The sequence below is a fragment of the Albimonas marina genome, assembly GCF_029223255.1.
Taxonomy (GTDB): Bacteria; Pseudomonadota; Alphaproteobacteria; order Rhodobacterales; family Rhodobacteraceae; genus Albimonas.
This window is the reverse complement of sequence record NZ_JARHUC010000001.1, coordinates 646,349-659,079: the sequence shown is the minus strand read 5'-3', so window position 1 is coordinate 659,079 and position 12,731 is coordinate 646,349. Positions and strand designations below refer to the sequence as shown.

General features: G+C 74.2%; 5 protein-coding genes and 1 pseudogene. 3 read left to right on the top strand and 3 right to left on the bottom strand.

The window, feature by feature from the left end; all coding sequences use genetic code 11:
- The first annotated feature begins 30 nt into the window (after positions 1-30).
- Positions 31-6,768, top strand: coding sequence for an autotransporter outer membrane beta-barrel domain-containing protein (locus P2H44_RS02855; RefSeq protein WP_275761902.1), 6,738 nt, complete (start codon positions 31-33; stop codon positions 6,766-6,768).
- Between the two features lie 64 nt (positions 6,769-6,832).
- Here the strand turns inward: P2H44_RS02855 and P2H44_RS02850 are convergent, their stop codons facing one another.
- Positions 6,833-7,024 (bottom strand): helix-turn-helix domain-containing protein, encoded by a 192-nt coding sequence (locus P2H44_RS02850; RefSeq protein WP_275762101.1) that lies wholly within the window; start codon positions 7,022-7,024, stop codon positions 6,833-6,835.
- On the opposite strand from P2H44_RS02850, the pseudogene P2H44_RS02845 reads away from it, so the two are divergent.
- Both P2H44_RS02845 and P2H44_RS02840 read left to right on the top strand, forming a co-directional pair.
- A pseudogene (locus P2H44_RS02845) lies at positions 6,998-7,435 on the top strand (isochorismatase family protein); the annotation flags it as partial. The gene P2H44_RS02850 and the pseudogene P2H44_RS02845 overlap by 27 nt on opposite strands.
- Positions 7,436-7,524: 89 nt before the next feature.
- On the top strand, positions 7,525-8,124 hold the full coding sequence (locus P2H44_RS02840) for a LysE family translocator (RefSeq protein WP_275761901.1): 600 nt from the start codon (positions 7,525-7,527) through the stop codon (positions 8,122-8,124).
- A 134-nt stretch (positions 8,125-8,258) separates the two neighbouring features.
- Here P2H44_RS02840 and P2H44_RS02835 read toward each other — a convergent pair whose 3' ends face one another.
- Both P2H44_RS02835 and P2H44_RS02830 read right to left on the bottom strand, forming a co-directional pair.
- Complete coding sequence (locus tag P2H44_RS02835; RefSeq protein WP_275761900.1) at positions 8,259-10,364, bottom strand: PQQ-dependent dehydrogenase, methanol/ethanol family; 2,106 nt, start codon at positions 10,362-10,364, stop codon at positions 8,259-8,261.
- A 77-nt stretch (positions 10,365-10,441) separates the two neighbouring features.
- On the bottom strand, positions 10,442-12,718 hold the full coding sequence (locus tag P2H44_RS02830; protein WP_275761899.1) for a xanthine dehydrogenase family protein molybdopterin-binding subunit: 2,277 nt from the start codon (positions 12,716-12,718) through the stop codon (positions 10,442-10,444).
- Positions 12,719-12,731 lie beyond the last annotated feature (13 nt).

Genomic DNA, 12,731 nt, shown 5'->3' with positions numbered 1-12,731 from the left:
GCCGACTCATATGCGCGAGGGGGGGCCCCTGTGTCCGTTTCATCCTGGAATTTCCGTGCCGCGGGGCGCGGCTCTCTGCTGCTGGCCTGCTCCGGCTTCGCGATCTGCGCGGGCCTCGGGGCGCAGGCGGCGAACCTGAAATCCTGCCAGACGCCCAGCTCGACCGGCGACGTCTCCTGCACCATCGACGCGGGCGAGGCGGTCGACGGCGCCCATGTGGACTTCACCGGCGCCGACTCGTCCGACGAGGACGACCGCGGCGCCTCGGGCGGCACCTACACGCTGACCAACAAGGCCGACATCACCGTCGGCGGGACCCAGAACGACATCCTGTTCCTGCGGCTGAACGGCGGCCGGGGCTACGACAACTCCGGCGGCGACGGCTCGCGCGGGGGGGACGGCGGCACCGTCACCCTCGACAACCAGGGTGACATCGCCCTGCAGGGCACAGCGGGCTCCGGCGGCTCGGGCGGCGACGACGGCTCCCTGCCCGGCGTGGGCGACGACGAGGGCCGGGTGACGGCGATCTACCTGGGCGGCTACGGCGGCGCGGGCGGCGACGCCGAGGACGGCGTGGGCGGCGGCGACGGCGGCGACGGCGGCATCGCGGGCGAAGGCGCGCTGACCAACTCGGGCGACGTGACGCTGTGGATGGACCTGCCCTGGGGGGGCGCGGCGATCTACGCGGCCATGGTCTCGGGCGCGGGCGGCAGCCAGGACGACACCGCCGGCGACCAGGACGGCGGCACCGCGGGCGACGGGCGCACGCTGACCGTCGACAACTCCGGCTCGGTGAGGGTGACCGCGGACTCCGCCTCGAAGTTCGTCTGGGGGATCGCGGCGGAATCCATCGGCGGAACGGGCGGCAACTGGAACGGCAACGGCGGCCAGGGCGGCGCGATCACGCTGACCCACACCGGCGACGTCACGGTCACGGCGGAAGGCTCGGACCTGACGCTCGGGGTGCGCGGCATCTACCTCGCCTCGGTGGGCGGGCCGGGCTCGATCCAGGGCTCGTCCGACGCCTCCGACGACGGCGGGCGCGGCGAGGAGGGCCTGCCGCTGACCGCCACCATCTCCGGCGACGTGACCGTCACCTCGCATTCGCTGACGGCGCCGGACGATTCCTTCGTGGCGACGGCGACGCCCGAGGACGACATCACGACCGTGGGCGCGCTCCAGCAGTCGGGCGGCGTGGTGCTCTATTCCCGCGGCGGCGACGGCGGGGCCGGGCCGCAGGCGGTGGGCAGCTCCGACCGCGCGGGCGGCGCCGGCGGCGGCGGCAGCTCGCTCGACCAGGGCGTCAACGGGACCACGACGCTGCTCCTCAACAACGCCGCGCAGGTGACGACCGTCGGCGACTGGCTGCCCGGCGTCGCGGTGCTCAGCGTCGGCGGCGTGGGCGGCATCGGGCGCGAGGATTCCTCGGGCGCGAACGGCGGCTACGGCGGCAACGTCACGGTGCAGATGTACGACGGCGCCGGCATCTCGACCGACGGCGACCGCTCCGCGGGGCTCGTGCTGCGCTCGGTCGGCGGGCCCGGCGGCGACTTCCAGCCCTCGAGCGGCTTCGTCGACTTCACCCCGGCGCTGGCCGGCACCGGCGGGGCCGGCGGCGCGGTCCTGCTGCAGCTCGGCATCTACTTCGAGAACGACGGCTCGAGCGGCGACGTGACCGGGCCCGTCTCGATCGCCACCACCGGCACGGACTCGAGCGGCGTGGTGCTGCAGAGCATCGGCTCCGCCGGCGGCAAGACCGGCGACAGCTTCCAGCTCCTGGGCCAGGAGGGCGATTCCACCGGCTACGGCGGCGCGGGCGGCCGGGTCGGGGGCAACTTCCAGGCCACCATCGCCACCCAGCAGGACGGCTCCCGCGGGATGCTGCTCCAGTCCATCGGCGGCGACGCCGGCGAGGCGGGCGAGGAGAGCGGCCTGTACGTGGTCGGCGGCGCCGGCGGCAGCGGCGGAAACGGCGGCGAGGTCTGGGGCGTGTTCCTGACCGACATCGCCACGCAGGGCGACTCGGCCGCCGCGATCCAGGCGCAGTCCATCGGCGGCGGCGGCGGCACGGCCGAGGCCGTGGGCGGCGTCAACGTGGTGGGCGGCCAGGGCGGCTCCGGCGGCTCCGGCGACACGGTCGACCTGTCGATCGAGACCGGGACGCTGACCACCGCGGGCGAATTCTCCTACGGCGTGCTGGCGCAGTCGGTGGGCGGCGGCGGCGGCGACGGCGGCGCGAGCTTCGATCTGTCGGTCGGCGTTCCGCCCTCGGGCGTCGGCGGCAACGGCGGCGTGGGCGGCGGCGGCGGCGCGGTGACCTTGAACAACGTCGGCCTCGGCGGCGCCTTCATCCCCGGCGCGCCCCTGCCGGTGGTGGTCACCGGGGGCGACAACGCCCACGGCGTGATCGCCCAGTCGATCGGCGGCGGCGGCGGCGCGGGCGGAAACGCGGACGGCGGCGGCGCCTCGATCGACTCGATGCAGATCGCGGGCGGCGCGCAGTCGGGCGGCAACGGCGGCGCCACGACCATCGATTTCATCGGCGGCTGGGTGACCACCACCGGCAGCCACGCCATCGGCCTCCTGTCGCAGTCGGTGGGCGGGGGCGGCGGCTCCGGCGGCTCGGCCTTCTCCTTCGACGCGAGCCTGGGCTTCGCGCTCTCGGTCGGCGTCGGGGGCGCGGGCGGAAACGGCGGCAAGGGCGGCGCGGCCGCGGTCGACCTCGCCGACATGACCGTGGCGACCGGCTCCGCGTCGGGCACCGACGCCCACGGCGTCGTGGTGCAGTCGGTGGGCGGCGGCGGCGGCGTCGGCGGCTCGTCCGTCTCCAAGGCCATCGCGCGCAGCGTCTCGATCCCCGACACCGACGTCTCGGTCGGCTTCTCGGCCGCGGCGGCGATCGGGGGCAAGGGCGGCTCCGGCGGCGACGGCGGGACCGCGACGGCGCAGCTGAGCGGGACCGCCATCGCCACCCAGGGCGACGGGGCCATGGGCCTGGTCGCGCAGTCGGTCGGCGGCGGCGGCGGCATGGGCGGCAGCGCCTCCTCGACCGCGGGCGTGACGGGGGACGAGGCCTCGATCACCGCAACCGTCAGCGCCGCGCTGGGCGCGGCCGGCGGCTCGGGCGGCTACGGCGGCACGGTCAGCGTCGATCTCGACGGGAGCAGCTCGATCGAGACGCATGGCGACCACGCGGCCGCGATCCTCGCCCAGTCCATCGGCGGCGGCGGCGGCGCGGGCGGCATCGGCTCGGCCTCGGTCTCGCAGACCGGGGACGGCTATTCCTTCACCGGCACGATCGGCCTGGGCGCGTCGGGCGGCCAGGGGCAGCAGGGCGGCGCGGTCGACGTCGCGCTGGCGCAAGGCTCGCGCATCGTCACCCACGGCTCCGGCTCCCGCGGGCTGCTGGCGCAGTCGGTGGGCGGCGGCGGCGGGGCCAGCCAGGGCGGAACCATCGGCGTCGCGGCCAGCGGCGGCGAGGACGGCTCCTCCGGCTCGCTCGACGTCTCGGTCGGGCAGACGGGGGCCAGCGGCAGCGGCGGCAAGGCGCTGACCACGAGCACCAAGGGCTCCATCGTCACCTACGGCGACGACGCCGACGGGGCGCTGATCCAGTCGATCGGCGGCGGCGGCGGCGTGGGCGGCTCGCTGGGCGACGACGCCGGCACGGACGAGAACGGCCAGGGCTTCGGCGGCGGCGACGCGGATACGGACTATACCTTCGCCGTAACGCTGGGCGGCACCGGCGGCACGTCCGGCAACGGCGGCTCGGTCACCCACACCCACGGCTCGGGCGGCGCCATCGTCACCTCGGGCGACCTCGCCGACGGGCTGGTGCTGCAGTCCATCGGCGGCGCCGGCGGCGTCGGCGGCTCGGCGCTGGCCGAGGGCAGCGAGGCCTCGGCCGACGTCGACCTGCGGGTCGGCGGCAAGGGCGGCGACGGCGGCGTCGGCGGCGCGGTCACGCTGACCATGGACGGCAACGGCGGCGGCGGCATCGACACCGCGGGCGAGATCGCCCACGCCGTCGTCCTGCAGTCCATCGGCGGCGGCGGCGGCCAGGGCGGCGACGGCTCGCGCCGCTCGCACGGGACGATCCACCTGGGCGGCAACGGCAACGGCGCCAGCAGCAACGCCGAGACGGGCGGCGCCGTGACCCTGAACGGCTACCACAACCTCTCGACCCGGGGGGCGGACTCCTACGGCGTCATCGCCCAGTCCATCGGCGGCGGCGGCGGCATCGCCAGCGTCGGCAACGGCCTGACCCAGAACGGCGAGATGGCCCACGGCATCGTCGCCGGCGGCGCCCAGGGCAGCAACGCCTCGATGAACGGCGGCGCGGTGAACGTCGACTTCGGCTCCGTCCTGACCACCCAGGGCGTGCGGGCCCACGGCATCGTGGCCCAGTCCATCGGCGGCGGCGGCGGCATCGTCATCGCCCGCGGGCACCAGAACGTCTCCTCGATCGAGGTCGGCGGCGGCTACGGCGACGGCCAGACCGTGACCGTCGACTTCTCCAGCGGCAGCCTGACCACGGCGGGCGGCGGCTCCCACGGGATCGTGGCGCAGTCCATCGGCGGCGGCGGCGGCCTGCTGGGCGACCCGGGGTTCGAGGACCTCGACCTGACGCCCGATACCGGCGACGTGGTCGACCGGCCGGCGGGCCACGGCTCCGGCGCCCGGGTCAGCGTGACCAGCCACGGCCGGATCTCCACCTCCGGCCGCGGCGCCCACGGCATCGTGGCGCAGTCCATCGGCGGCGGCGGGGGCCTGGGCGGCAGCCTGAAGGGCGCCTGGGCCGGCTCGACCTCGGCCGCGGGGGAGGGCGCGGGCTCGGCCTCCACGGTGACCGTCACGGTGGACGCCGCGATCTCCGCCACGGGCGACGACGCGATGGGCGTGCTGGCGCAGAGCAGCGGGCCGGACGAGAACGGCGACGTCTCGGTCATCGTCAACGCCGCGGTCTCGGGCGGCGTCGGCAGCCAGGGCGCGGGCGTGACCATCGCGGGCGGGCGCAAGTCCGGCAACCAGCTGGTGGTGAACGACGGCGGCTCGGTCTCCGCGCTGGGCGGGGTGGCGGTGCGCTACCAGGGCGACACCAACGACGACTACTCGGGCCTGACCATCTCCACCGCCAGCCTGGGACGGATCGACGGCAGCATCGTCGCGACATACGCCGACGGCGCGACCATCGGCAGCGTGCCGAGCCAGGGCACGGCCGCGTCCGTCGCCTCCGCCGCGACCGCGGCGCGGGCGGCTGCGGCGGCGGCGCCCGCGCCGGTGCGGGTCGTCAACCGGGGCGAGCTGACCGGCGCCTCGGTCTACAACGCCGACGTGATCAACCGCGGCCTGCTGGTGATCGGCGACCGCCTGACGCGCGAGGACCTGTTCGTCTCCGGCTCCTTCACCCAGGCCCGCCGGGGCGAGACGGTGGCCGCCGTCCACTTCCTCAAGGGCGACTCCGACGTCCTGCACGTGGCCGGCGACGCGACGCTGGGCGGGCGCCTGACGCTGGAGCCGCAGTCGGTGATCGGCGGCGTCGAGCTCGAGATCCTGCGGGTCTCCGGCACGGTGACGGGGATGTTCGACGAGGTGGTCTCGGGCCTCGTGGTCTACGACCAGCGGATGACCTCCCGCGGCGGTCTGCGGATCACCGCGACGGGGCAGAACTTCGACGACGCCTCGCTGGGCCTGACCCCGGCCCAGTCCCGCGTCGCCCGCTACCTGGGCGAGGTGTTCGAGAGCGGCGACGCCGGCTACGCGGCCTTTTTCGGCGACCTGGAGGGCGAATACTCCGCCGGCCGCTACCCCGACGCGCTCACCCGGCTGTCGCCCGGCGCCTCGCTGGCCGCGGCGGCGGCGAGCTTCGAGCTCGCCCAGGCCCGCTTCGCCCCGCTGTTCGACTGCGACCGCGCCGCGGGGGCGCTGACGGGCGAGACGGGCTGCCTGCAGATGCTGGGCGCCCTGCGCACGCTCGACCAGGGCGGAACCGGGGCCGCGGCGGGCTGGGACGGCTCGCTGTGGGGGGTCGGCTTCGCGGGCTCCACGGCGCTGTCGGAGGACCTGAGCCTGGGCGGCGCCCTGGGCTGGGACTCCTCCAGCTTCGACGGCGACTTCGGCGCGTCGAGCGAGGGCGACACGATCTACGCCGCCCTCTCGGCCACGCAGAACTTCGGCCAGCTCTCGCTGACCGCGGCGGCGCAGGCCAGCTACGGCTGGTTCGACGTGGCGCGCGTCGCCGGGGCCACGCCCCCGGGTTCGCGCGTCGGCGGCGAGCACGACCTGCTGACCCTCGCCGCCCGCGGCCGCGCCGCCTGGACGGTGGAGCGGGCCAACTGGTGGTTCAGCCCGATGGTCGACCTCGACCTGATCTGGACCGCGGCCGGCGGCTATTCCGAGACGGGGGCGGGCAAGGCCTCGCTCGTCGTCTCGGACAGCGACGAGGCGGCGGCGATCGCCACCCCGGCGGTGGAGTTCGGCGGCCGCTTCGACCTGGGCGAGGGCTTCGGCCTGGGAACCTGGGTGCGGGCGGGGGCGAGCGTGTCGACGCTCGACTCCTTCTCGACCCAGGCGCGCTTCGGTCGGGCGATGCCCTCGATCGGCGGCTTCAAGGCCGACGTGGCCGTGGCCGACGTGGTCGGGCGCCTGGGCGCGGGCCTGACGGTCTACGGCGGCGAGACGGTGGAGGTCGACGTGCGCTACGACGGCGCCTTCGGCCGGGGCCTGTCGAGCCACGCGGGCGGCCTGACCGCGCGCATCCGCTTCTGAGCGGCGCCCCCCGCCCCGGTCCGCCGGGGCGGGGACGCCCGCCGCCGGCCCGACCCGGCCAGGCTCACCGGATGGCGAAGCGGCGCCTGTATTCGCCGGCGCTCACCCCGCAGACCGAGCGGAAGAGCCGGCTGAAGGCCGAGGCGTCGGCGTAGCCGACGGCCCAGCAGAACTCGCTCACCGGCATCGTGGTGCGTTCCAGCAGACCCCGCGCCTTCTCGCCGGAGCGCGGGCCCGGCGCGACCCCGTCTTCCACATCCGCCACGTCGCGGGCTCGGCGGACGCGCCCTTCGTCCGCCCCGGCTCCGCGGGCAGCGAGATCCACGCGGGCGTGCGCCCCGCCCCCGGCGAGGCGGTCGTCGTGAAGCGCCGCCCCAACGCCTTCGTCGGCGCCGAGCTGGAGACGGCGCTGCGCGCGGCGGGCGTCGCGCACGTGATGCTGTGCGGCGCGATGAGCCAGATGTGCGTGGACGCCACCGCCCGCGCGGCGGTCGACATGGGCTTCGCCCTCACCGTGGTCGGCGACGCCTGCGCCGCCGCATCGGTCGTGCACGGCGGCGTGTCCGCGCCCTCCGACCAGGTCCACGCGGCGATCATGGCGCCCCTCAGCGCGAGCTACGGCAGGGTCGTCGCGACCGACGACGTCGAGGGCGGCCGCGCCGCCTGAGGCGCGCGGACCGCCCCCACCGCAGGAACCGGGCTGCGCCGCCGCGGGCGGGCGCCCATCCTTGCTCAAAGATCGCCGGAGGCCCCGAGATGACGACGACCATAGCCGCCCTGCTCGCCTTCCTGTTCCCGCTGGCCTACAGCCCGGGGCCGGGGAACATGTTCTTCGCGGCCAACGGCGCCCGCTTCGGGATGCGCGCGACCCTGCGGGCCAATCTCGGCTATCACGTCGCCACCTGGATCGTGGCGACGGCGATCGGCTTCGGGGCGATGGCCGCCTTCACGACGCATCCCGGCGCGTTCCAGGCGCTGAAGCTGGTCGGGAGCCTCTACGTGCTTTGGCTGGCCTGGACGCTGTTCCGCAGCGGCGGACAGGACGCGGCGGCCGAGGCGGCGCCCGCCGGCTTCGGCGCCGGCGTCCTGCTGCTGCTGTTCAATCCGAAGGCCTACGTCATCATGGCGTTGATGTTCACGCAGTTCGCCGCGCAGGCGCAGGGCGCCGACGCATGGCGCCTCGTCCTGGTCATCGCCACGGTCTTCACCCTGAACAACCTGGTGGCGTTCCTGGCCTGGACCGCGGCCGGCGACCGGCTGGCCAGGCGGTTCCGCGAGGACCGGAGCGCGCGGCGGATCAACCGGAGCTTCGGCGCGGTCCTCGCGGCCGTCGCCGTCTGGATGGCCTTCGCCTGAGCGCCCTGACGTCGCCCATGCGTCGCGAGGCCCCGCGAGCCGCAGGACACCCCCCGAAAGAAAAAGCGCGCCCCGGGCGGGAGACCGGGACGCGCAGGTGCGAGGCCTGAGGAGGAGACGCCTCGCGATCCGGCTTATTCGGGGTGCAGCACCTCGACGATGCCTTGGATGAAGGCGGCGATCTTGGTGATCTGCGCCTCGTCCAGCTTGTCCTCGAAGTTCGGCATCCCGCCCTGGATCATCGCCCCGCCCAGCACCAGATCGGGCAGGTTCTCGATCAGGCCGGGGTCGGCGTAGCCCAGGTTGGGGACGTTGCCGCTCTTGCCCAGGCCCGGCGTGCCGTGACAGGTCGCGCACATCGCGACGTAGAGGCCCTGGCCCTCGGCCATGTCGGCGGAGTCGTAGGCGACGCCCCGCAGCAGGGTCAGCTCGCGCTCGGGGACCGCGAACTCGGGCATCGGCGCGTCGCCGCCCAGCTTGAAGGTGAACACGGTGCCCGGTCCGATCTTGTCGGTATGCCGGCCCTGCACGCCGTAGGCGCCGCCCCAGCCGGCGGCGATGGTGACGTACTGCACCCCGTCCTTCGACCAGGTCATCGGGGCCGCGATCACGCCCACGCCCAGCGTGGTCGACCACAGCTCGTCCCCCGTCTTCGCATCATAGGCCACGAAGCGCCCGTCCGAGGTGCCCTGGAACACCAGGTTGCCCGCCGTCGCCAGCGTGCCGCCGTTCCACGGATAGAGATACTCCTTCCGCCAGGCCTCCTGCTGTTTCTCGGGGTCCCAGGCGATCAGCATCCCGCGGGCCTGGCCGTTGGGCGCCACCGCGTTGAGGTAGTAGCCCAGGTTCCAGCCGCCGCCCGCGCCGTAGGAGTTGGGCGAGGCCTCGTTGAACTTGCGCTCGGTGTCCGGCATCAGCGTCAGCGGCACGCCCTGGGCGGGGATGTAGACCAGCCCGGTCTCGGGGCTGTAGCTCATCGGGTGCCAGTTGTGGGCGCCGTAGGCCGAGGGGGTGACCTCCACCGCCTGCCCCGGTCCAGGACGCGCGCCCACCAGCTCCACCGGGCGGCCGTTCTCGTCGTAGTGGCTCGCCCAGCTGGTGTAGGCGAAGGGCTCGGCCGAGAGGTATTCGCCCGTCTCCCGGTCGATGACGAAGAAGAACCCGTTCTTGGGCGCCTGCATCAGGACCTTGCGGGTCGCCCCCTCCCACGCGATGTCCGCCAGCATGATGTGCTGGGTCGAGGTGTAGTCCCAGGTGTCGCCGGGGGTGTTCTGGTAGTGCCAGCGATACTCGCCCGTGGTCGCGTCCAGCGCCACGATCGAGGCCAGGAACAGGTTGTCCCCGCCCTTGGGCGAGCGCACGTCGCGGTTCCAGGGCGCGCCGTTGCCGACCCCGATGTAGAGGAGGTTCAGCTCCGGATCGAAGGCCATGGCGTCCCAAACGGTGCCGCCGCCGCCCATCTTCCAGTACTCGGCCGAGGGGTCCCAGGTCTCGGCGGCCTTCTCCATGGCCGCGTTCTCGTAGGGCTTCTCGGGGTCGCCGGGCACGGTGAACCAGCGCCAGGCCTCCTCGCCCGTCTCGGCGTCGTAGGCGGTGACGTAGCCGCGCGCGCCGTATTCGGCGCCGCCGTTGCCGATGATCACCCGGCCGTTCACCACGCGGGGCGCGCCGGTTATCGTGTAGGCGAAGTCGTGGTTCCAGACCGTGTCGACCTTCCACAGCCCCTCGCCGGTGGCCGCGTCGATCGCGTGCAGCACGCCGTCGTAGGCGCCCACGAAGACCTTGCCCTTCCAGATCGCCACGCCGCGGTTCACCACGTCGCAGCAGCCCTTGTAGCCGATGGCGGGATCGACCTGCGGGTCGTAGACCCACAGCTCCTCGCCCGTCACGGCGTCGAGCGCATGGACCACCGACCACGAGGCGGTGACGTACATGATCCCGTCCACCACGATCGGCGTCGCCTCGACGCCCCGGCGGGACTGCATGTCATGCGACCAGGCGAGGCCCAGCTCGCCGACGTTGGCGTCGGTGACGCCGGTCAGCTTCGAGAAGCGCTGCTCCTCGTAGCCCAGCCCGTAATTGAGCCAGTTCTCCGTGCCGCCATGGGCGTTCGCGGCGATCGCCTCGCCGTCCACGCCGGCGGTGGCGGCGCGGATCGCCTCGGGCGTCGGCGCCTGCGCCTGCGCCGTCCCTGCAAGAACGAGCGCCGCCAGCGCGCCCGCGACTGAATATCGTTTCATGATTTCCTCCCGGTCGGTTGTCCGACATGTCGTTGCGGATCCGCCGCCCCCGACCCGTGGCGGCGGCGGAGCCGGGGTCAGGCCTTCAACGCGGCCATGACTTTCTCGGCGGTGATCGGCAGGGAGCGCACGCGCGCCCCCGTCGCCCGCGCCACGGCGTTGCCGATGGCGGGCGCGACCGCGGTCACGCCCGGCTCGCCGCAGCCGGTGGGATAGGCGCCCGAGTCGAGCACGGCGACCTCGATCTGCGGCATGTCCCACATCCGCAGGGGCGTCAGGCCGTCGAAATTGTCGGCCTGGATCGCCCCGTTCTCGAAGCCCACGTCCTCGTGCAGCGCGATGGACAGGCCCCACAGCGCCGCGCCGATCAGCTGCGCGCGCACGCCCCCGGGGTTCACCGCGGTGCCCACGTCGGTGGCCAGCGTCAGCCTCTTCACCGTGACGGTCCCGTCCGACGCATCGACCGAGACCTCCGCCGCGCAGGCGGTCCAGGAGGCCGAGGCCCGCTCCTGCGCCGAGACGCAGGCGAGGCCCACGGCCGTGCCCTCCGGGCGCGGCTCGGCGTAGCCCGAGGCGTCGGCCACGTGCTGGAGGACCCGCGCCAGCCGCTTCGCGCCGCCCGCGGTCACGCCCTCGCCCGCGTTCTTGCCGGCGCCGTCCAGCAGGCGCAGGCGCAGGGCGAGCGGATCCTCGCCCAGCTCGGCCGCGATCTCGTCGAGGAAGCTCTCCCCCGCCCAGAACTGCCAGCCCGGCCCGACCGAGCGCAGGTGGCCCGGCGGCATCGCGGCCTGCGCCACCGTGTTCAACGACAGCAGCGCCCGCTGGTTGGGCATCGTGTACCAGTGGTCCGCCCCGTTGATCGCGAAGGCGTCGAGCTTCTTCTCAGGGTCGCCGCTCAGGTCCGGCGTCAGGAAGGCCGGGGCCTGGCGGGCCGAGGCCCAGGCCGAGGCGGAGCTGTTCTTCCAGGCGACGACCTGCCCGTCCTTCAGCCCCGCCGTCAGCCGCACCGTGGCCGAGGGACGGGTGAAGTCGCACAGCGTGTCGACCTCGCGCGAGTAGATCAGCTTCACCGGCCGATCCAGCGCGCGGGCCGTGTGGCAGGCCATCACCACGTAGTCCGCGTCCAGCCGCCGCCCGAAGCCGCCGCCCAGCAGGCACTGGCGGAAGACGATCTTCTCGGGCGCCACGCCCAGCGCCCCGACCAGGCCCGTCATCAGGGTCTGGAACTGGTTGCCCGCGTGGATGTGGTAGACCCCGTCCCTGATCTCGACGGTGGCGTTCATCGGCTCCAGCGGCGCGTGGACGTTGACGCCGGTGGTGTAGTCGGCGGTCAGGGTCGTGGTCGCCTCGGCCAGCCCCGCCTCCACGTCGCCGTCATCGACGAAGAGGCGCGTGTCCTCCTCCGTCTCGATCAGGCGCAGGCTCTCGGCATGGACGTCCGCGAGCGAGACGGCGGCGTTGGGGCCCGCGTCGTAGTCGATATTCAGCGCCTTCGCGGCCCGGCTGGCGGCCCAGTAGGTCTCGGCCACCGCCATCACCCAGCCGGTCTGCACGCCCAGCGGATCCTCGACCACCACGTGCTTCACGTAGCCGGGGACCTTGGCGGCCTCGGTCTCGTCCACCCCCGTCACCTTGGCGCCGTAGCGCACCGGGGGCGGGGCGGGCGTGGCCACCACCATGTTCGGCAGCTTGACGTCGATGCCGTAGACGCCGGTCCCGTCGGTCTTGGACGGCACGTCGAGCTGGGCGACCTCGGTCCCCACGATCCGACGCTCCGAGGCGGGCTTGAGCTGGATCGCCGCCATCTCCTCCTTCGAGAAGCTGCGCGGCGAGCCGCCCGAGGCCGCGAGCTCCCCGTAGGTGATGCTCTTGCCGTTGCCCGAGATCACGCCGTCCCTGGCGGAGTAATCCTCCGGCTTGCCGCCCAGCGTCTCGGCGGCCATCTCGATCAGCGCCATGCGCCCCGCGGCGCCGGCGCGGCTGAGCGCGTCGAAGGTCCAGTTCACCGACCAGGAGCCGCCGGTCAGGATCAGCCCGTGGCGCGGATCGAAGCCGACGTAGCTGAGGTCGACGTTCTCCCAGCCGCAGTCCAGCTCCTCGGCCACCGACTGGGCGAGCGCGGTGCCCACGTGCTGGCCCATCTCGGCCTTGGCGATGTGGATGGTCACCCGCCCGTCGGCGTGGATGTCGAAGAACAGGCTGGGCGAGATCATCCCGCCCTCGGTCGAGGCGGCGGCGCGGCCGGCGCCCCCGACCGTCCCGGCGACGGCGTAGCCCATGGTCAGCGCGGCGCCCGCGGCGCCGGTCCGCACCAGGAAGCCCCGGCGGGTGATGGGATTGCGATGGTAGGTCATGCGCGCATCCCCC

Bases quoted from the DNA above. Each gene is read 5' to 3' on its own strand.
- P2H44_RS02840 (WP_275761901.1), top strand. From the start codon at position 7,525: ATGACGACGACCATAGCCGCCCTGCTCGCCTTCCTGTTCCCGCTGGCC.
- P2H44_RS02835 (WP_275761900.1), bottom strand. From the start codon at position 10,364: ATGAAACGATATTCAGTCGCGGGCGCGCTGGCGGCGCTCGTTCTTGCA.
- P2H44_RS02830 (WP_275761899.1), bottom strand. From the start codon at position 12,718: ATGACCTACCATCGCAATCCCATCACCCGCCGGGGCTTCCTGGTGCGG.